Annotated in this window: 20 protein-coding genes and 1 pseudogene; 3 read left to right on the forward strand and 18 right to left on the reverse strand. The window is 61.3% G+C overall.

Features of this window, described 5'->3' with window-relative positions; genetic code table 11:
- Window positions 1-117: 117 nt before the first annotated feature.
- The 5 genes and pseudogenes from AWB69_RS39155 to AWB69_RS48935 all read right to left on the reverse strand — a co-directional run bounded on the left by AWB69_RS39155 (window position 118) and on the right by AWB69_RS48935 (window position 3,181).
- The gene (locus tag AWB69_RS39155; protein ID WP_197500423.1) at window positions 118-585 is read right to left on the reverse strand and encodes a flavin reductase family protein; all 468 of its coding nucleotides are present in this window, start codon (window positions 583-585) and stop codon (window positions 118-120) included.
- 107 nt (window positions 586-692) lie between these two features.
- Window positions 693-878: pseudogene (locus tag AWB69_RS49960) on the reverse strand (IS6 family transposase); the annotation flags it as partial.
- Complete coding sequence (locus AWB69_RS39160; RefSeq protein WP_062092149.1) at window positions 866-1,126, reverse strand: hypothetical protein; 261 nt, start codon at window positions 1,124-1,126, stop codon at window positions 866-868. The gene AWB69_RS39160 and the pseudogene AWB69_RS49960, both read right to left, overlap by 13 nt.
- A 76-nt stretch (window positions 1,127-1,202) precedes the next feature.
- Entirely contained in the window at window positions 1,203-2,669 is a 1,467-nt protein-coding gene (locus AWB69_RS39165; RefSeq protein WP_231937383.1) for an amidase, read from the reverse strand.
- 44 nt (window positions 2,670-2,713) lie between these two features.
- A complete protein-coding gene (locus tag AWB69_RS48935; RefSeq protein ID WP_197500424.1) occupies window positions 2,714-3,181 on the reverse strand; it encodes a hypothetical protein in 468 nt (155 codons plus the stop codon).
- A 531-nt stretch (window positions 3,182-3,712) separates the two neighbouring features.
- Between AWB69_RS48935 and AWB69_RS39175 the strand changes: the two genes are divergently transcribed.
- Window positions 3,713-3,937, forward strand: coding sequence for an autotransporter outer membrane beta-barrel domain-containing protein (locus AWB69_RS39175; protein WP_269447520.1), 225 nt, complete (start codon window positions 3,713-3,715; stop codon window positions 3,935-3,937).
- Between the two features lie 93 nt (window positions 3,938-4,030).
- Window positions 4,031-4,273: a hypothetical protein gene (locus AWB69_RS39180; protein ID WP_062092182.1), complete on the forward strand. Its 243-nt coding sequence runs from the start codon at window positions 4,031-4,033 to the stop codon at window positions 4,271-4,273.
- 400 nt (window positions 4,274-4,673) lie between these two features.
- Here AWB69_RS39180 and AWB69_RS39185 read toward each other — a convergent pair whose 3' ends face one another.
- The 8 genes from AWB69_RS39185 to AWB69_RS39220 all read right to left on the reverse strand — a co-directional run bounded on the left by AWB69_RS39185 (window position 4,674) and on the right by AWB69_RS39220 (window position 12,669).
- Complete coding sequence (locus tag AWB69_RS39185) at window positions 4,674-5,339, reverse strand: helix-turn-helix domain-containing protein (protein WP_062092152.1); 666 nt, start codon at window positions 5,337-5,339, stop codon at window positions 4,674-4,676.
- Between the two features lie 36 nt (window positions 5,340-5,375).
- Entirely contained in the window at window positions 5,376-5,633 is a 258-nt protein-coding gene (locus AWB69_RS39190) for a hypothetical protein (protein WP_062092153.1), read from the reverse strand.
- Window positions 5,634-6,131: 498 nt separating this feature from the next.
- Window positions 6,132-7,268, reverse strand: coding sequence for a porin (locus AWB69_RS39195; protein ID WP_062092154.1), 1,137 nt, complete (start codon window positions 7,266-7,268; stop codon window positions 6,132-6,134).
- Window positions 7,269-7,453: 185 nt separating this feature from the next.
- Window positions 7,454-8,806 (reverse strand): MFS transporter, encoded by a 1,353-nt coding sequence (locus tag AWB69_RS39200; protein WP_062092155.1) that lies wholly within the window; start codon window positions 8,804-8,806, stop codon window positions 7,454-7,456.
- A gap of 43 nt (window positions 8,807-8,849) precedes the next feature.
- Complete coding sequence (locus tag AWB69_RS39205; protein ID WP_062092156.1) at window positions 8,850-9,845, reverse strand: 2Fe-2S iron-sulfur cluster-binding protein; 996 nt, start codon at window positions 9,843-9,845, stop codon at window positions 8,850-8,852.
- A gap of 30 nt (window positions 9,846-9,875) precedes the next feature.
- Window positions 9,876-10,925, reverse strand: coding sequence for a PdxA family dehydrogenase (locus AWB69_RS39210; RefSeq protein WP_062092157.1), 1,050 nt, complete (start codon window positions 10,923-10,925; stop codon window positions 9,876-9,878).
- Complete coding sequence (locus AWB69_RS39215; RefSeq protein WP_062092158.1) at window positions 10,922-11,392, reverse strand: aromatic-ring-hydroxylating dioxygenase subunit beta; 471 nt, start codon at window positions 11,390-11,392, stop codon at window positions 10,922-10,924. Before AWB69_RS39215 ends, AWB69_RS39210 begins: the two co-directional genes overlap by 4 nt.
- A 2-nt stretch (window positions 11,393-11,394) precedes the next feature.
- Window positions 11,395-12,669, reverse strand: a complete 1,275-nt coding sequence (locus AWB69_RS39220) for an aromatic ring-hydroxylating dioxygenase subunit alpha (protein ID WP_062092159.1) — start codon at window positions 12,667-12,669, stop codon at window positions 11,395-11,397.
- Window positions 12,670-12,791: 122 nt separating this feature from the next.
- On the opposite strand from AWB69_RS39220, the gene AWB69_RS39225 reads away from it, so the two are divergent.
- Window positions 12,792-13,622, forward strand: a complete 831-nt coding sequence (locus AWB69_RS39225) for an IclR family transcriptional regulator domain-containing protein (RefSeq protein WP_062092160.1) — start codon at window positions 12,792-12,794, stop codon at window positions 13,620-13,622.
- Window positions 13,623-13,949: 327 nt separating this feature from the next.
- Here AWB69_RS39225 and AWB69_RS39230 read toward each other — a convergent pair whose 3' ends face one another.
- From AWB69_RS39230 to dmpG, 5 genes are all read right to left on the reverse strand, one after another.
- Window positions 13,950-15,404, reverse strand: a complete 1,455-nt coding sequence (locus AWB69_RS39230; RefSeq protein WP_062092161.1) for an NAD-dependent succinate-semialdehyde dehydrogenase — start codon at window positions 15,402-15,404, stop codon at window positions 13,950-13,952.
- A 40-nt stretch (window positions 15,405-15,444) separates the two neighbouring features.
- Complete coding sequence (locus AWB69_RS39235) at window positions 15,445-17,214, reverse strand: thiamine pyrophosphate-requiring protein (RefSeq protein ID WP_062092162.1); 1,770 nt, start codon at window positions 17,212-17,214, stop codon at window positions 15,445-15,447.
- A gap of 111 nt (window positions 17,215-17,325) precedes the next feature.
- A complete protein-coding gene (locus AWB69_RS39240) occupies window positions 17,326-18,942 on the reverse strand; it encodes a tripartite tricarboxylate transporter permease (RefSeq protein ID WP_062092163.1) in 1,617 nt (538 codons plus the stop codon).
- Window positions 18,943-18,945: 3 nt separating this feature from the next.
- Entirely contained in the window at window positions 18,946-19,428 is a 483-nt protein-coding gene (locus AWB69_RS39245; protein ID WP_062092164.1) for a tripartite tricarboxylate transporter TctB family protein, read from the reverse strand.
- On the reverse strand, window positions 19,415-20,485 hold the full coding sequence (gene dmpG, locus AWB69_RS39250) for a 4-hydroxy-2-oxovalerate aldolase (protein ID WP_062092165.1): 1,071 nt from the start codon (window positions 20,483-20,485) through the stop codon (window positions 19,415-19,417). Before dmpG ends, AWB69_RS39245 begins: the two co-directional genes overlap by 14 nt.
- Window positions 20,486-20,504: the final 19 nt, after the last annotated feature.

Here is a 20,504-nt window from a genome sequence, read left to right on the forward strand (position 1 = left end):
ATGACGGCCTCGGCTCATCCCGCCATGATAAAAACGGACCGTTAAATATTCAACTTATTTAAGGGATGTTGTACTAGTGAAGCATTGTTAGACCTGGAGCCCCTAGAACGGCTGGCTTCACAGGGCGGTTGTCCGCAAATCCATCGCTCTATATTCCTTGTTTGCATAGATCAAAGCTTCGCACGATTTCTCCGTCGTCCAGACGTCAATGGCCTCCAGAAGAAAGATTGTGTGCGAATGGTGCTCGAGGCTTCTGGCGACCTTGCAGTCGAACGCGACGAGCGAGGTTTCAAGGATTGGAGCGCGTGTCGCCAGTGTTCTCCAGTCGCCTTTCATAAACCGTTCGTCGCGCCGGCTGCTGTCGCTGAATGAATCGGCGATTTCCCGGTCGGCGCTGCGCAGGATGTTGATTGCCGCGATCCCTGAATTGCGAATCACATCGTGGGCAGACGCCTGTTGGTTGACGCATATCAGAAGCGTCGGCGGGGCGACGCTGACGGAGTTGACTGCAGTTGCAATCAGGCCGACGCGTTGTGTGCCGTCGGTGCTGGTTATCAGGCTCACCCCTGATACCAGCTTGCGCATGCCGCTCCGAAAAGCTTCGGCAAACTGCTGTTCTTGGATTGTCATGCTTCTAGGCTCTGATGCAAATAGCGGAAATGGTCGAGGAGGTTTATTTTTGACAGGATGACTTATTGATCCGAGAGGACCGCATTCCAAACGCAAGGTGTAGCGGTGTCTTTGAGGTCGAGCGTCGCGAGATTGAACTGACCCTTGCGAATGCGATGCGTCAGCTCGATGCCTGAAATCGTGGTTGCGGCGCTCCTGAACCGCTTGAAGCCAGGCATGACCTTCGTCCGGAACTTTATGTTGCGATGGAGTGCCGCCCATCGAACCGCTTGTCCAGGCTCTTCAGCTTACAAATACTGACAAGCCGGTCGTAGATCTGCGAAACGACCATGTGGCGGTGGTCGTTCGCAGTCGGCACCATGGAGTCGAGACTGTTCGGACCTTGCTCGGACACGATCGTCGGTGCGTCCTTGGGCGGGGTCGCGAGGGCCGGCGTGGCAAGCGCGGTGGTAACGGCGAGCACCGCGGCCACGCTGCGGATGGAATGGATCGACATTCGGTTTCCTTCACGGAAGGTGGCAGGAGAGACGACGGAACGGAAGGTAAATGGAAAGCCTGCTGGCAGGCCGGTGTCACAAGCCGAGCGTCTCAAGCAACGCGGGCCACTTGTGCGCCCACGGGCGGGCGCGCTCGAAAGCGCCCGAGGCCTTCAGCACCGTGCGGTCGTCGAGGTGGCTGCCAATGATCTGCAGTCCGACCGGCAGGCCATCCTTGGTGAACCCGGCTGGTATCGTCGCCGCTGGTTGGCCAGTCATGTTGGCCGGGAAGGTAAAGCACAACCAATCGGCATTGCGGCCCATCCGTCCTTCGATGACCTCGGGACCTTGCATGTGAACCGGGAACGGTGGCACCGCGAGCGTTGGCGTCAGCAGCAGGTCGTAGTTCGCCATGAAGCGCCACATCTTGTTGCACAGTGCCTTGCGCTGGGTGTGTGCATCGGTAAAGTCCTCAGCGGTCCACGGTCGCATTAGCAGATCAATAAGGTGCGGCGAGATTTCCTTTTCACGCCCTTTGATCATCCGGCGCATGCCCGACAGATCCGAGTCGGCGGCGACCAGCGCCCAGAAAGTCGCGCCGGCATCGGCACGCCAGCCGGGGTCTGCGCGCTCTACGGTGCAGCCGAGTTCTTTCTCGAACACCGCGACCGCATCTCCAACGACGCGCCGCACTTCGGGATCGACCGCCGCGTATCCCCAGTCCTCGCTGTAGGCGATGCGCAGACCTTTAATGTCGCCGCACACTGCCTCCTGGTAGTCGAAGTCGACGGCCGGAATCGAATAGCGGTCGCGCGGGTCGGGGCCGCTGATCACGCTGAGCATCAGCGCTGAATCGGCGACGGTGCGGCTCATCGGGCCGATGTGTTCGAGCGTCTCCCAGCTCGAGACGCCCGGATAGCGTTCATCGCGGCACCCCGGATACAGCGGTACGCGCCCCATCGACGCCTTGATGCCGTACAGGCCGCAATGCGCCGACGGGATGCGCACCGAGCCGCCGCCGTCGCTTCCGATCGCGAATGGCGCGACGCCGGAGGCGACCGACGCGCCCGAACCTGCACTCGATCCACCCGGCGTCAGGGCAAGGTTCCAAGGATTGCGGGTGGTCTCGAAAACAGGGTTATGGCCAACCGGGCTGTAGCCAAGCTCGGGCACGTTGGTCTTGCCGATAATGACCGCGCCGGCCGCTTTCAGGCGTTCGACGACGATATCGTCTTCGTCAGGAACGAAGTCCTTGTAAAGAACCGAGCCCATCACGGTCTTGATGTCCTTGGTCGCGACCAGGTCCTTGATGCCGATCGGCACCCCGGCAAGCGCTCCGGCCGGCTCACCTTTCGCAATTTTGGCGTCGACTGCCTTCGCGGCGCTGCGCGCAACCTCGTGCGTCGGCGTGCAAAACGCATGCAGGTGTGGCTCAAGCGCGTCCATACGGCGCAGCACAGCCTCGGTCACCTCCAGTGCCGACAATTCCCTGGACTTGATGCGCTGGGCCAGGGTGACAGCATCCATACGACAGATTTCGTTGTCGCCGGGTTGAGTTGGCATCGGTGTTCCTCCTTGAGTGGCAGTTGTGGCGAGTCTGGATCAGCTTAGGCGAAATGGCAGGCGGCGTAGCGGCGGCGACACAGTGAGACAACGGTCCGTGCAGGCCAGGTAGCGGCCATGGAAACGACAGGCGTTCGGGTCCGGATCGATGGGGCTCGTCGGACTGCCTTCGAAGCGCAACCGCTGCTCGTTGGGCCGGGAATGGCTGCGATAAGTGCCTTGATGTAGCGATGGCTCGGCGCGGTAACATGATTCCGGTCCGTGCGACCTCGACAACGCGGCCTCACGACATTGCGGTCATGCGAGACGAACAGGTAGCTCATGCCAAGCCGTGTGAGCAGGTCCGGGAGCAGGCGCAAGATGATGGCTTGGACGGACACGTCCAGTGCCGAGGTCGGCTCGTCGAGGATCAGCAGCGACCGCTCGACCGCGTGCAGCAACGCCCCCTTGCGGCGGCTGCCCACCGGATACAGTTTGACGAGATTGTGCACCTCCAGCAGCGGTGTACTCACAGCAGTACTCTGCAACGGACGAGGTGATTGGTCGCCACATTCGTCCACGGCAGCGGCGCCCCACCGGGAGTGCTCGGTGAAGCCAGCGATTTTCTCGTAATTTGGCCCGAGAAGACAGCAGGTCATGCACGTATCAACGATTCCCGCGATGTCGACACTACAGCTCATTGATTCACCTCAGCGGCACAAGGCCAACGATCAGAACTCGAACGATGCGATGAAGAATCTTATGAGCGCCGAAATAGACGTGCTTGTTCGGCAGCGAACAAAAACTTGTGCAGGGGTGAATGACGGCGGTAAGGCCCGCGCACCAGACGGATCCAAAACGCCAACGGTTTCCAGGGTGACGCGGGTTGTCGACAGACGACGCGAAGGATGGGCCGGAGGAACTTCAACGATATTGCACTTAACTGCCGGAGGCTCTGGTGAAAAGTGGAAATAGTCGAGGAAGTTGATTTTGATAGGATGGCCTATTGAACCGAGAGGACCGCATTGCCACCGGTGCCGTTTGCGCCGTAACCGTATCTGCGCTTGTCTGTGCTGCGTAACTTCGGGGGAGGCGACGACGTCACGTTCGGGGGCGCAACGACGCTGCCCGGTTCTGTCAGGCAGACGGCCGGGCAGGTCGGGGAAGGTCTGGTAGCAAAGATCGGCAAGTCTAGCGGCGCCTATGCGACGCTCAGCTATTTGAGCAATCTCGGCGGCTCACATCAGCGCACGATAACCGAAAATGCGGGCGTTCGGTGGTCATGGTAAATGATTGGGTAGTCGCATCGCATGTCGAAGTGCTTTGCCACCCTCTCGCGTTCAACGCCATCAGGCGTCGTGCTTGATGGCGCCGCTCATCGCATGAAAGGATCATCCATGCAGCGGTATGACGATCCGGATGAAAATTCCACCGTCATCGGATATGAAATATTTCAGGAAGCTATTCGCGTGTATTTCAGGGATGGCTCGGCTTACCTGTACAACTACTTCACGCCCAGGCCTGAAAAGGTTGAGCGGCTAAAGCTGCTGGCAGTCGCCGGAGATGGCCTGCATACCTATATCGCGCAAGCCGTCCGCCATCGATACGCTATGAAGATACGTTAGGGGAGGACGAATCCCTCACCAGCGCCGGGAAGGAATACCCGCCACCTGGCGCATCTGCCCGTAGTGACTTGATACCAACGGAAGGCTCTGTCAGGTTGATGGAGAGGCGGCGGTAGAAGACGGGCCGCGCCGCGCAAACGATCGTTTTTGTAGAGCCAATCCCGAAGGACTGCGAGGAAGCGAAGTCACTTGGGCACAAGCCGTTGATCGCGCGCGTGCGCGTCACCAACAAACGCAATCCGGACCACTGGCACTCCGCTGACCGATTCGCGACGCGCAGAAAGGAAAGCGGCTCGGTGATTCGCATTTTCAATGCCTGCACCGAGCCGTTTCAACCCTCCTATCACAGGACGCTCTTGCCAAACAATCGCCAGCCCTGTTTGGAGCCCCGATCAGGCGCTCAGCCCTTTGATTTTTCGCTGATGCATTTCGACCAGATCCTCGGGCATTTTTTCGACCGCCCTGGATGCCTTGACCAACAATTCGCCTCGGGCTTCGGAGGGGGTGCAGCCAAAGCGCTCTTTGAACGATCGGTTAAACGTCGTCTCGCTGACAAACCCACTCGCGCATGCCGCGGAGCCGTCAACCTTCTCAGGGCTTCATCAAGCCGCCTCTCTTTGACACGCTTCGCGACCCCGCCGGACTCAGCGAACAATGCGTAGAGCGCTGTCCTCGAAATTTTCAGCGCTTTGCATAGCGCTGCGGGCCCAAGATCGGGATCAAGCAAATGCCGCTCAATGTAGGAGCTGGCTTGCGCGTGCAGCATCGGCGTGAGGCGCGGATCGCCCTGCCGCAGCTCCGACTTCGCTTGCGGAAGAAGACACGCCGCCAACAAATCCAGCGTCGCGTCGGCGGCCAAATAGGTTTGTTCTGTACTCGTGCCAGTCGCCAAGCGCGCGAGCGTGTGCATGTGCGAAGCGACCATCGCCCCGATCAAGTCGTCCGCCTCCCAACTGGCGCCATGAAGCTTGGCACCCTCTGGCAATCGTCGATCAAGCGCAGCGCGCGAGATGCTCAATGTCAACATTGGTGCATTCACAGCAAAGCCTACGTTTTCCACTGCCATATCCCTCGCGGCGACCGAGTTCAGTGGAACCCTTTGTTAACCCTGAGCGAACTCCGACGTGAGCTCGCCGCCAACGAGACAGTGAACGAGGTATTGATCGATGCCCGACATCGAGATTTTCTTGCGCGTTCTGTGAAATTGAACGTCGCCTTGGACGACGTAGCTCGTCAACAGCATTGCCCCGAAGTCCCATGTCTTGATTTTCGCCGAAAGCCCGGCCTCGCGGAGCCTCTTGAGCTCATACATCGGCCGAAGGGCCTCTCGCCAAACCTCTTCTGCATCTTCCTCGTTCATCAAAGCGCTGTCGAATTTTAGGGGCGGCGGTATCCCAGATTAAGGATGTGTCGCAAATCACTCACGAACCCGGCGTTGACCGGATCATCACGGTAACGCGGGTGCACCGACGCCGGCGCCACACCGTGGCGGGTGACCACTACCGTGCGACCATCAAACGGCGTGACGAGCTGTCCCTGAAGCCAGGCGAAAGATTTTTCGTGCGAGGCCGGCCGCCCAACGTGCTTCACAGCGTCAGGAAGCGGCCCGTGTGAGGCGGTGATCGGGAGAAAAATGACACGAGTGGCTTTCCAGGCAAGTGGTAGGTGTCGCAAGGCGTTCAGGTCGGTGCGCAAACAACGACGTGGTGCCGCCAGGCGCTGCCATATCGGACACAACCAACTCTGCGGGAGTTGCGCCTGAGGGCCAGCTGCCGCTTCGCCCTCATTTATCGTAGTGCTGCATCCTCTCCACTGCAACCTCCAGCATCTCCTCGCACCCGTCCTCACCTCTTCATATCTAGAAGCGATGACGTAACGACAGCTTGACGGCAACTTGCGTCGGCGTAGACGACTGCCCCAGCGTACTGATTGCCGCCACCGCCGCATACCCGGTCGAATCGACGCCCGATGCACGCTGCCACACGCCGACCAGGTTCAGGTCGGTGCGTTTCGAGAGCGAGTAATTCGGACCGAAATCGATCTGTTCATACTTGGCGTGAGGGGCTTTCGTGTAGTCGAACGACGCACCGATCAGCAGCGCAGGCGTGATGAAATAGCGTCCATTGATCTCATAGCTATTGAAGACCGCGTTGCCCGTGTTCGGTGTGGACGCTGTGCTCCGGATGTCCTCGAAGCGAGTGTTCGTGTAGACGAGCCCGATGCTGCCCCGCCCGAGTTTGTACGACACGGCCGCGCCGAAGATTTGCCACACGTTCGCCGAAGCGTAGCCGCTGAACACGGGGCTTCGGCCCGGCGTCACGTAACCAGTCTGGCTCGGCGAAAGCGCGCTGTCGAGCACCGACACCGAAGGGTTATTGATGTTGTCGTACGCGAGCGCGGCGCTCAGTGGACCATTCACGTACTTGAGCCCAAGCGTGTAGACCCGCCCCGACGCAAAGTTGCCCGCCACGCCGCCAGGCGCGAACATGCCGCTCGCCTGCAGCCCATGAAATTGGGGCGACTGATACTTCACCGCGTTGTTCACGCGAAATGTCGAGTTCAGATTGTCGAAGTCGCCCGGATGAGTGCCGAGCCATGCCCACATCGAAGTCGCGGCAATCTCGCCGATGAGTTCCGTCATCGGATCGTACTGGCGGCCAAGCGTCACCGCGCCCCAAGTGTCACTGCTGAGCCCGACGAAGGCCTGGCGGCCGAACTCACGGCCGCCTTGCAAGAGCTTGCCGTTCGACGTGTCGAAGCCGTTTTCGAGCGTGAAGATCGCTTTCAGCCCACCGCCCAGGTCCTCGCTGCCACGTAGGCCCCATCGGCTGCCGCTCGTCTGTCCAGTGATTGTTTCTACATTCGAGTGCCCGGACTGGTTGTTCACGTATACGAGTCCGGCATCGACGAAACCGTACAGCGTAACTGAACTTTGGGCATGAGCGACGCTTGTGAGAAGCGGCAGGGCCAACAAGGCGATTCTGGTCTTTTTCATCATGTCTCCGACGTGGCAAGTCCGCGCTTTCCCGCCACAGAGCGAGAAAACGGCAGACATCGCTGGGTTCTTAAAGTGGTTTTCGACAGTGGTACTTCGGTAGATCAGCAGGATAGCTAACGTTGTCCCGACTGAAGGCCCGTGACCGGCGCAAATGTCCGCGCAGGCTCGGGTCTGTTTCTGGTCTAGTGCGTGGCGCTCACCTCGACGGCCCCGAAACGGGAACCGTAGATGCGCCCCATGACGAACACACCAATGCCGGCCACGAGTACAGGCCATGCCGAGAAGCGGAAGATTTCCGCAGGCGTCCAGTGCGCTGAATACAGCATGCCCGCGACAAGAGGCCCCGCGATGCCGCCGAGCCGACCGATACCAAGCGCCCAGCCCACGCCGGTCGAGCGCAGATCGACCGGGTAGTAGACGGCCGCGAGTGCGATCACGCTTTTCTGTCCTCCGCTGATGCAGAAACCGGCGCAGAAGACCGTCACCATCAGCCACGCGACGCTGCCCGAGAACGCGTTCCCAACAAGCCACATGAACACGCAGCCGGCGAGGTACATCACGGTGAGCGTCACGTACGGGCCGACGCGGTCCATCGCGAGGCCGAGCGGAACGGCCGACAGCACGCCGGCGATCGTCGGCAACGCCGTCACCCAGACAACCGCCGCGGAGGAATATTGCAAGCCGGTGAGCATCGTGGGCAGCCAGCTCTGCATGAAGTAGAACTCAGCAAGGTTCAGGAAGAAGATAAGCCAGAGGAGCAGCGTCCCAGCCGACGTGCGCCCTCTGACAAGTGCCGCGACGCTCGCACGCATTTCGCCCTGATCCTCGAGCCGGAACGTGCTGCCGACCGGCACATCAAGACGCGGAAAAAGCCGCAGCAACACCGCGCGCATCCGCTCCTTGGCTTGCGGGCGACGTTGCAGGAACGTAAGCGACTCCGGCAGCAAGCAGGCGAACGGTACCGTCAGCGCGAGCGGAGCGAGCGCGCCAACGAGCATCAGCGACTTCCAGCCGTGCGTGGGCATGAGCGCGCCGGCCGTGAGTCCGGCCACGACGAAGCCGAGCGAGAAGCCGCAATACACCAGCAGCACGAAGGTGGCGCGTAGCCGCTTCGGTGCGAATTCGCAGGTCAGCGCCACCGCGCTCGGCGCAGCCGCGCCGAGGCCGATACCGGCCAGAAAGCGCAGGCCGATCAGTTCGGTGACGTTGGTGGCGAATACGGTCAGCAGCGTGAACACCGCGAACAGCACGCTGCTCGCCAGCATCATGCGTTTGTGGCCAAAGCGCGCCGACAGCGGTGCGACGGCGAGGTAGCCGACCATCAGGCCGACGAGCGCGGCGGAAAATATCGAACCAAGAATCTCGCGCGACAGATGCCAGTCCCTGGCAAGCGCGGGCACGATGTAGCTGACGGCCTGTGTGTCGAAACCGTCTAGGAACATCAGCAGCGCGCACAGCAGCACCACGAGGCACTGTCCTCGGCCGACCTTCTGGCGTTCGATGACCTCGACTACGTCGATGAAGGGAGATGCCACGGGTTTGTCTCCTTGATTTTTGTGTGAAGGTGTTACGCCTTCTCTAGGGGCGTATATCTGTGTGAACGAAGGCGTCGCTGAAGAAATCGTCGTCGGGCAGACCGGCTTTCACGAACGTCTCGTGCGCGGCACTCGTCATGGCTGGGTTGCCGCAGGCATAGACCTGGAAGCCCGCGAGCGAGCCGAAGTCTTCGAGCACCGTCTCGTGCACAAACCCGCTGCGGCCGGTCCAGCCCTTGTGCGGCTCGGACAGCACCGGCACGAACGTCAGCTTGCCGCTTGCGTGCCACTTGTTCGCAAGCTCGGCGAGATACAGGTCTTCGAGACGGCGCGCGCCCCAGTACAGATACAGGGGACGCTCGAGCTTGCGTTTGATAGCGTCCTCGACGATCGACTTGACCGGCGCGAAGCCCGTACCCGTCGCAAGCAGGATCGCGGGCTTCGTTGATTCGTCCTGTAACGAGAACTCGCCGAACGGCAGCTCGACGCGCAGCTTCTGCCCTTTCTCCAGCCCGCGCAGCACGCCTTCGGAAAACTTGCCGCCCGACACGTGGCGCACGTGAAGCTGGACGCTGTCGCTTTCGTGAGGCGGATTCGCCATCGAGTAATTTCGACGGCTACCGTCTTCAAGCTCGATCTGCAAATATTGACCGGCGCGAAACTTTGCGCGCACGCCGGCAGGCAAGCGCAGTTGCAACACGCTCACATCGGCGCCCGGTTGCGTCACGCGGTACACGGACATGTCGAGCGTCTTGCGCACGACCGGTTCACGCTTTTCGATCTTGCGCGGCGCGATCGTCATATCCGAGGACGGCCGCAGGCAGCACAGCAGCACGCGCTCGGTGGGGCCCTCTACATCGCCTTGCACGGACGAGCGGCCCCCGCCAGCCACGACGCCGCCTTCACAGCTCGAACACACGCCCTTGCGGCACGAATACGGCACGGCATAGCCCGAACGCTCGGCGGCGTCGAGCACGGTTTCGCCCGCATCGCAGCGGAACGCGACATCGCTTTGTGCGACGGAAATCTGGTAATCCAAAATGTGGCCTCGATAAGCGATGAAGACGTTTCAGCCGACCTGTGCGGGGAGCACAGTTCCGGTTGTGACCAGATGGATCGCGCCGAGCAGCGGTACCGGGTCGGCGCACAGCGTGCCGGCGATATCGAAGCCGCTGCCATGTCCGACGCTCGAGAACATCACGCCCGCGCCGATCGACAACGCCGCCGAATGCCGGCCGGCGCGCAGCTTGACGGGAATGTGACCCTGGTCGTGATACATCGCGACGAACACGTCGATGTCGGGATTCGTGAGCAACAGGTCTGCGCCTTGCGGTCCGATCACCGCGATGCCCTCGTCGCGCAAGTTCCGCGCGGCGGGCTCGGTGATGTCGATGTCCTCCCGTCCGAAGAGTCCGCCCTCCCCTGCATGCGGATTGATGCCCATCAGCCCGACCGTAGGACGCTCTATGCCCATCAGTTGCAGCGCCTGCACGGCGGCCCGCGCAGCGCGTTCGACGTGGCGCTGGTCGAGCCGGCCAAGCGCCGACGCAATGCCCTCGTGCAAGGTCGCGTGGACGATGCGCAGACCGCCGCCGATCAGCAGCAGATAGACGTCCTCGGCCGCCATGCCCATCTCCTGTGCAACGAAGCCGGGATAGCCGGAAAAGCGCACGCCTGCCGCATTGATCGCGGTCTCTGAATGCGGACACGCGATTACGGCGTCGACGTGGCTCGCACGCGCGGCGCGCAGCGCGGCGCCGACATAGGCAAGCGTCGCGGCACCGGCCGCGGCTGCCACCTTTCCCGGCACGAATGCATCGGTGGGAAGCGAAGCAGCGTCGACAATGCCGACCATATCGATCGTGCTGGCTTCGGGCGCCGGCAAAGCGTCCGACTGCACCTCTCTCAGCGCGAACCCAGGGCAGCAACGCTGCGCGTACCAGCGAATCACGAAGGCGTCGCCGAATAGGACCAGGCGCAGTTGCGGCTCGGTATCGTGCTTATTGCGTCCGCCGCTCGCGATCTGTGCCGCCGCCTTCACCGCGATTTCGGGACCAATGCCGTTGGGGTCGCCGATCGCAAGCGCGACCGTCATAGCGCGGGTTATCGTTTGCGTCATAGCGGCAGCGCCAGCAGCGTGTCGATGCGTGAACTGTCGCACACGACGGTCCGTTCGCGCAGCTTCACTCCGCCCTCTTCCAGGACGTACACGTCGCAGTAGTGGCCGGTCGCGAAGAGGCTCGTCGAGCCGTCACGCATGATCCGCGCCACCATGAACGAGGTTTCGCTGCGTGCTTCCTGTTCGCTTTCGCTCACGACATAAGGCTGCCCAAGCAGGTGCCTGTAACTGTGGCGCTCATAGATGTTGGCGTCGCGCAGCGAGGCGATGCGGTCGACAAGCATGCCGCGCGAGGCCGCATAGATCATGCTGCCCGTCAGGCCACGCTTGTAGTTATCGGCGGTCGTGACCCTGTAGAGGCAAGCTTGCGTAAAGAAGTCCGGCCATTGCGCGAGATCGCCGTCGTCGATGCAGCGCACATATTCGGCCTGCGCGCGCGCGATCAGTTGATGGATGTCTTGCGCCATGTTCAATATCCCATTGCGTTGCGGTAGGCTTTCCAGAAGCCGCGAATCGATGCTTCGGTCACGCGGCTCGCACTGCTTTCGGCGTCGTCGCCGCCCATCTCGAGCACCGAGCGGCTGTCGCTCGCGCCGTCGATACCGCGTTGCACGAAGCCCCCGACGCAGCCGTCTTCCATCGACACATAGCCGGCCGGGCCAACCAGGTTCGCCTGGCGTAACCGCATCTCGCGAAGTTCCGGGGTGTCGTCTTCAAAGCCAAGATAGGTCCAGTTCAGTTCGGTCTGATGCGTGCCGCGCGGCAGGATCTGGCGAACCGCGATCGCGTTCTGGATCTGTTGCAGCACAAAGCCGGGGAACACGGAAAGAATTTGCAACGTGACACCATCGCCGAATTCATCCATGCCGGTCAGCACCGACGTGTCTTCGAGCCGGTGCTCGCTTTCGGAACGGATCTTCTGATCCGCGTAATTGCTGGCTGCTTTTGCTTGCGCCGCGGCTTCAGCGGCATGATCGACGGCCGAGTAGCTGACGTGATGGCCACCGCTCGGATCGACGATGATGCCGCCGCGCTGCGACAGCCGGTTCAACTGGAAGGTCGTGAAGAACAAATGCAGGATGCTCGCGTGGTAGGAGTCCTTGACGTTCTCGAAGTAGAGTTTCCAGTTATTGGGCAGCATTTGCGTGAAGCGGCCGAGTACGACCGGCTCACGGTTCTCGAGCACACGCGCGATCCGCTCGACAATTTCGTCGCCGAGATATTCGTCGAGCGGCGGCACGTCGTCGGAGAAGCTGCCGAAAACGAGACCATGCAGCGTCGCGACGCGCAACTTGCGCAAGCCGTGGTCACCGACGCAGAAGTCCGGTTTCATACCCCCTTCGCCGTCGATGCCGTCCTTGAACGCGACGCCGAGCAGATCGCCCTGCAGGTTGTAGGTCCAGGCGTGATAGACGCAGCTGAAATCCTTGGCATTGCCCTCGTCTTCGAGGCAGACCATCGCGCCGCGATGCGCACAGCGATTCTCGAATGCATAGAGTTCGCCGTCGGTATCGCGCGTGACCACCACCGGCGCATCGCCAACGAAGGTGCTGCGGAAGTCGCCCGGACTCGGCACTTCCGCTTCGAGGCACAGGTAGCTCCAGTTTGGGCCGCGAAAGATCGCGTCCTGCTCGTCGGCGTACACGCCTTCATCCTGAAACAGCGTGTAGGGCACGCGCGTGAGGCCTTCGGACGGCCACGTAATGCTGGCGCGCCTGGCTGGCTTGATGGGGATGATGTTCAAGTTGCTCGCTCCATGTAGTGCAGGGGCCGTTTTACGTTGCCGCCCTTCGTTTGCGGTTCCGAGTTGACGGACTCCACTGAATGTGTTCGAATAACGTACAATGTTCGATATTTAGATTAAATATGACATCTGCTAAAGAACCTGTCAACGGGCGGGAGAGTGAGTCGTCGGCCGAAGATGACGCCGGACCGGACGGCAAGGTGCGTGCAAAGGAAGGGATGGCGGGCCTCGCCAAGGGGCTGGCGATCATCGAAGCATTCGGTGCGTCTACTACGCGCATGACCGTGTCGGACGCCGCGCATCTCGCTGATCTGAGCCGCCCGGCCGCGCGCCGGTGCTTGCTGACGCTCGTCGATCTCGGCTATCTCGCGCACGACGGCAAGTTCTTCACGCCGCTGCCACGGATGCTGAGGCTCGGTAGCGCGTACCTCAGCACGTCGTCGTTGACACAAATTGCCCAGCCGCTTCTTGCGAATGCGCGCGACGAGTTGCAGGAATCCGTATCACTGGCGGTGCTGGACGAGGGTTATTCGGTGTTCATCGCACGTGCAGAAGCAATCAGGATCGTGTCGACTGGAGTCAAGCTCGGAGGGCGGTTGCCGGCATATTGCTCGGCGACCGGACGCGTGCTGCTATCCGGTTTACCGGAAGACGAGATTCGCAGGCATCTCGACAGTGTCCCGATGAAGCACCTGACCACACGCACGCTCGGGAATACGGATGCCGTCATGCAGGCGGTCAAGCGTGCGTCGGAAGACGGTTATGCGATCAGCAACGAGGAACTGGAAATCGGCATGTCCGCGATGGCGGTGCCGGTGAGAAATCGCGCCGGCGAGATCGAGGCCGCACTGAGCGTCAGTGTGTTTTCTGGACGTGTAACCGTGACGACATTGGAGCAAACGTTCCTTCCCGTGTTGCTTGCGGTGGCTGCGCGGCTGCAACGTTCGCTCTGATTTTTTTGACCGGTTAGCAGGTTTGCATGGGCCGTTGATGGGGTTACGTTTTTGCGTATCGCGCAGTGAGTTGCCATATGGCGTTTCGCTATTCACGTGCTGACACGGATTCCCTCACATCAGGATCGATGTATCCACACCTTCCAGGCAGAGGATGACCGCTTTGCCACTTCGCTAGCGGTCGATCTGAAAAGTCAGAGTTTAAGAAAGCGGCACGTACGTATTTGCGATTTCATCGCGAATGCATGAGTCCGCTCCGCCGATTACGCCCGTCGACGCGAGATTCGAAAAAGCATCCGAGGCAACTCTAGAATACGGCTCGCAGGGTCAAATCTGTCGATGAACCGTGCGCAGCGACAGATAGGCCTTAAGCCCCTCGTCGCCGCTCTCATATCCCACACCACTATCCTTGAGTCCCCCAAGCGGCGCTTCAGCGCAGGACACCCGCACACTGTTGATGGCGAGTGCACCCACGTCAAGTTCGCGCTGGATGCGCAGTTGCACCTTCGCGTTCAAGGCAAATGCGTAACCGGCAAGACCGAGCGGATTGCGGTTGGCCCACAGTAGCGCTTCATCAAGGCTGCTTACTCTGCACATCAGTGCGACGGGGCCGAACGGCTCTTCCCGCATGACTCGCATTGATGGCGACACGTTGCCGAGTACGGTTGGCGCGTAAAAGAAGCCTTCATCGTAAAGCCGCCTGCCGCCGCACAGCAACAGTGCGCCTTCGCCAACTGCGCCAGCGACAGCGGCTTCAACCGAACGCAAGTGCCCCTCGTTGGCCAAAGGCCCCATTTCAACATCGGGAAGCACGCCGTCTCCTACGACAAGTGCCTCCGCAACCTCCACAAAACGCGCAACAAAACGCTCATAGACGGTCTCATTCACAAAGAAACGAGAGGGTGCAAGACAAAGCTGTCCGGCATTGCGGAATTTGGCCCGCGCGCATTGCCAGGCGACTGCTTCGACATCTACGTCGTCGTGGACGATCACGGGTGCATGACCGCCGAGTTCCAGCGTCAAACGCTTGAAGCGTGGCGCGGCCTGTTCGGCGACCGTGCGGCCGACTGCCACCGAGCCGGTAAGCGAGACCTTCCTGATTACCGGCGAAGCGATCAACCGGGATGAAACCGTTGGAGGATCGCCGTACAGTAGATTAAGGACTTCAGGTGGCAAGCCGCTTTCGAGCAGGCACTGCACCATCATCGCTGCTGCCGACGGCGCCTCCTCGGGAGGCTTCAGGATCGCTGAGCAGCCCGCAGCGAGAGCCGGCCCAACCTTGCGCGCAGTCAGCACCAGCGGCATGTTCCACGGTGAAAACAACGCGCAGGGTCCGACCGGAACTGACCGGATCTCCCACTGGGCGTCGGTATCGGTGGACGGCAGAACGCGTCCCGCGATACTGCCGACCTGCTCACTGCAAAATCGAAGTAGCTGCACCGTGCCCACTACTTCGGCACTCGCTTCCACTAACGGCTTGCCCTGCTCCTGAGTAATCCGCTGCTCAAACGCCGCAGCACGAGCGACCATCAGGTCGGCCGCTCGCCGCAGCACGCCAGCCCGCTCCGCGGCCGGCGCATAGCGCCACAACGCAAAGCCGCACTCCGTCGAGGCCAAGGCATCGTCTATGTCCCTCGCGTCCGCGTGGCCGAGTTCGCCCAGCGCGCGTCCGCTGGCCGGGTTGCGCACGACCGTCGTAGTCTTCCCCTGGCCGCGGCGCCAAGAGCCGCCGATGTACAACATCGGCATCGCCTGACTGTCTTCAAACAACGTAGCGTTCATGATTCCTCCTGCAAGGGCCACACGCACGGCAGCATGCCGCTCATGCACCAATGACATTCAGCAACGCCTGCCGGCGTTCCTGCGTCACGACGCGCAAGGCGCGCTGGAGCGCAGGTAACAGATCCTCTCGCGCGATGACACGCTCACCGTAACCGCCCGAGGCCTCACAATATTTTTCAAATTGGGGCAACGGCGCCAGCTGAGACAAAGGCCCCGATCCGTGCCGTGCGATCGCACGTGACGCATAGGCGCCGGGGTACATCCGCGCGGCCGAACTACTGACCGCGTCCCAGCGTTGGTTGTTGTAGATGATTGTCAACACCGGAAGCCCGTGCATCGCTGCCGCGTGATGGCACGACGCTGGATTCGCGAACAGATAGGCGCCATCGCCCAGCATCGCGATCACGGTGCGTTCTGGCATCACCTGCTGCGCGCCGAGTGCAGCGGGAAGGCCCCAACCCAGTCCAGCAGAAGGCGGAACACCGAAAAAAGTCCCCGGCATGTCGAACGACAGTTGCTCCCGGCGCGCCGGATATTCATTCACCACGAGCGCATCGTCCGGCCGCAATTGGTTTAGACAGCGCGATAGGAAGAGCTTAGTGATCGCGCCGCCGCTTTGCTCGTCCGCCGCCGCGGCAGCGGCGTGGGCATGACGGATCCCGGCTGCCACGTCGCTCATCCTTGCGCGACGTATTGCGATAGCCGCGGCAGCTGTGCCGCTGTCGCAACGTCTTTCGAGCTGCGAGCTCAATGCCCGCAACACTGCGAACGCCGAGCCAGTGATCGTCAGGTCAGAGCGGAAACTGCGCATCGGATAACGGGCGAACAATGGATCTGTGCCCGCGTGCGCGACGAAGGCACCCGGCTGCGGGCCTGTTCGCCCCGGCACCCAAGGCACGTCGCTCTCCAGGAACAGCACAGCGTCGGCTTGCTCGAGTGCAGTAGTCACGTCGTAACCGAGATGCATCGGATGGCTGGCCGGCACCGACACATAGCGCGACTTCGCCTCCACCACGCCGACTCCATGGCGCTCGCATAAGCGCGACACGAGCTCGACGGTCCTTGTGTCGGCACCGCTCCCCGTGCAGGCGATGACCGGAAAGGCAGCCTTCGACAGCACATCGGCGAGATGAGTTATCGCGTCGTCATCGGGGCAAAGCTCCGTCGGCACCGGCGAGGATACGGTGTTTGCAGCGCTGACACCTCCGACGCGTTGCACCATGGACTCCGCCAGCACCTCGCGCGGCAATGTCAGCGCAACCGGTCCGCGCGGCTGCGCCATTGCGATGGTCAACGCCCGGTCAATCACCTGTTCCAGATGGATTCCCGCGCGCAACTCGTATTCCCATTTGACGATTTCGCGCAGCATTCCATTCTGGTCGAACATTTCTTGCGCCCAATGAATTTCGCTGTCTCGCGCGCCGAGGCAACCCTGTTCGAACAGCGGCGTGCGGCCAGCGGTAAAAAGCATTGGTACCTGGCTGCGCGCCGCGTTAAGCAACGCGCAGACCGCGTTGGCCGCGCCGACGCTGACATGCAGCATCACCGCCTGCGGCCGGCCGCTAACCATGTAGTAGCCGTGCGCCATGCCGACGGCGACGTTCTCATGCGTGATGACATACGCACGCGGATACGCCTCGTCGCGACCTTCGTTCCGTGCGTATGCCTCCACCAAAGGGGCGGTATCGGTGCCAGCGCCCATGTAAAGGCACTCGATACCGCGCCGCTTCAGCAGCCCTAAGTATGCTTCGGCGACGGAGAGGTTTGCTTCGCCGCCCGTCGCACCCAATGAATCGGAAAGATGGTTCATTATGCAAACGTTCGAAAGGAAGAGAGGAAGGGACTTCGTGCGGGTATCGATGCGTCGGCGACCCGCACCCCAACGCCCGATGGCGCACCCGCTGCTGCCGCCCTGTGCCGCTCAGGGCCTCGGGGTTCGCAGATGTTGCGAGCGGCCGTGGATGGTCTCGGCGGTTTGAGCATCCGATCCACGAGACGCATCATCGACCAGCGGTAAAGGGAGACGAGGATCGTCATCGGCATTGCCGCGAGTCGCCGCGCGAACCGCGAAAAATAGCTGCGCTACGACCAGCACCGCCACGATCCCCATGAAAGCCGCGCTGATCGGCCGCTGGATAAAGACCCCGATCTGTCCATGCGAGAGCAGCAGCGAGCGCCGGAAGTTCTCCTCCATCATCGGGCCGAGCACATAGCCCAGCAGAACCGGTGCGACAGGAAATTTGAGTGCGACGAAGATCGCCCCCGCTACACCGAACACCAGTACCTCGCCAACCTCGAACAGGCTGTTGTTCGTGCTGTAGACGCCGATGGCGATGAAGAACAACGCTGACGGATACAGATAGCGATATGGCATCTGCAACACCTTGACCCAGATCTGAATCAGCGGCACGTTAAGAATGACTAGCAGAATGTTGCCGATCCAGAAGCTGGCTATCAGCCCCCAAAAGACGTCCGCATGCTCGCCGAGCAATTGAGGACCCGGCTGGATTCCGTGGATCAACAGCGCGCCGAGCAGCAGTGCCATCACCGGATCGCCGGGAATACCAAGCGTCATAGTGGGGATGAAATCGCCCTGTGTCTTGGCGTGCGACGCGGCCTCGGGACTAGCCACCCCTTCGATCGCGCCGTTGCCAAAGCGCTCAGGCGTGCGCGACAGCTTCTTTTCCAGCGCATAGGCAATGAACGTGGTAAGCGTAGGGCCCGTGCCCGGCACGGCGCCAAATAGCGTACCGATTGCGGTGCCGCGCAGGATCGGCCCGAAAGACTTGCGCAGATCGCTCCGGCTGGGCTTCATATCGCGCAGACGCACTTTTGCTCCCGTGCCGACCACCTGCAAACGGTTAACGTTACGCAGGAATTCCGTGACCCCGAACAAGCCCAGAGCCAGAGCGACGAGTTGCACGCCATCCGCCAGTTCGCTGAAACCATAGGTAAAACGCATGGTTCCCGAATTGACGTCGGTTCCGACCACACCCAGCAGCAGGCCGACCACGGTCATCGCTACCCCTTTCAGCGCTGCGCCCCCCGACATCGTGCCGCCAGCGACGAGGCCCATCAGCATGATCGAGAAGAGTTCGGTCGGACCGAACTTGAAGGCCACGCTGACCAGCAAAGGGGACGCGAAGATCATCAGTACGATACCGACCGATGCGGCGAAGAAAGACGCGATCATCGTTACGCCGAGCGCGGCACCGCCTCTGCCTGCGCGCGTCAGCGGATAGCCGTCCAGGCAAGTTACTGCGTGCGGCGGATGGCAGGGCAGATTAAGCAGGATGGCGCCAATCGCACCGCCATATTGCGAGCCGTAAAAAATGCCTGCAAGCATCAGGATCGCCGGGACGGGATGCATCGAGTAAGTCAGCGGCAGCAGGATGGAAATGGCGGACAACGGCCCCATGCCGGGCAACACGCCAATCAGGTTGCCGGCCAGCACGCCAAAGAACACCCACATGAAGTTATGCGGTTCCAGGGCAACGCCGAAGCCCTGCCATAACGCCGATAAAGACTGCTCAATCATTATTCACCCCCACGAAAACAGCGGAAACTGCAGTTGCAGAGCCCACCAAAACACGACGACGCATATGGTGCAAATCAGCGCCGCGAGCATCAGCACATGTTTGACCCGGCTCTGGCGATCACCGAGCGCGGAGATGAACACAAGGGCAAACGTCGCCGGCAACAGGCCGCCCCAGGTTCCCACGACTACAAATGACGCCATGCCCAGCAAGATGCAGAGCGGACCCCGACAGTCGACCGCCTGCGGCTGAGCATTACTTGAGACCGCTCGCGCACGTCCCGCGCGGCAGACTATTGCAAAACCGAGCAGCGCCAAAATCGCGCCGAGCGCAACCGGGAAAAACCCCGCCTCCATCTGCGCGAGGCTGCCAATCCTGTAGGTTGATCCCTGGACCATTGCGGCGATCCCAAGCAACAACATCAGCGCGCCGCCCCAGTAGTCGCGTGCGCGCTCGTTCCAGCCGCCTACTCGCTTACTGACGTTCATCGCCGCTCCCCTCCTTCGCATGCAGCGTCCGGCCTCCCAACTGAACGCTTTTTTGAGCGAGCAGATCAAGGGCGACATCGACGATCATGTCTTCCTGTCCGCCAACCATCTTGCGCCTGCCCAGCTCGACGAGTATGTCAACGGTACGGAGTCCGTATTTCAGCGCCGCTATTTCCGCATGACGCAGGAAGCTCGAATAGACGCCTGAATAACCGAGCATCAGTGTCTCCCGGTCAACTCGCACCGCTCTCTCTTGAAGCGGGCGAACGAGGTCCTCGGCCGCGTCCAGCAAACGCAACAAATCGCAGCCGTGCCGATAACCGTGGCGTTCAGCGGCGGCGACGAAAACCTCCAGTGGCGCATTTCCCGCGCCCGCCCCCATGCCGGCGAGACTCGCATCGATCCGGTCGCAACCTTCCTCCAGCGCGACTAGCGAATTGGCAACACCCAGGCTCAGATTGTGGTGGGCATGCATGCCAGTACCGGTGTCAGGTCTCAGCACGTCCTTTAACGCCCGAAAGCGATCACGCACATCGGACATGCTGAGAGCCCCCCCGGAGTCGACCACATAGACGCAGGAAGCACCGTAGCGTTCCATGAGCTTCCCCTGCGCAGCGAGCAGACTCGGCGTCGTCATGTGGCTCATCATCAGAAAACCGACCGCTTCCATGCCAAGCTCGCGCGCATATTCCAGATGCTGACGCGAAACATCGGCCTCGGTGCAATGCGTCGCGACGCGAACAATCCGAGCACCGGCGTCAAACGCCTCGCGCAGATGTTGCCGCGTGCCGATACCCGGCAAAAGCAGCGTCGCGATCTGCGCGCGCTTGACAGTCGAGGCAGCCGCGGCAATCCACTCCACATCGGGATGCGCGCCAAATCCATAGTTGAAGCTTGAGCCGTCCAGACCGTCGCCGTGCGCGACCTCGATGCTGTCAACGCCCGCCGCATCGAGAGCCGCGGAAATAGCCGACACCTGTGCGACGCTGTACTGATGGCGCATCGCGTGGCTGCCGTCGCGCAAAGTCACGTCCGATAGGTAAATGTTTTTCATCATCTGATCTCACCCGTGTTGC

This window comes from Caballeronia udeis (assembly GCF_001544555.2).
GTDB classification, from domain to species: Bacteria; Pseudomonadota; Gammaproteobacteria; order Burkholderiales; family Burkholderiaceae; genus Caballeronia; species Caballeronia udeis.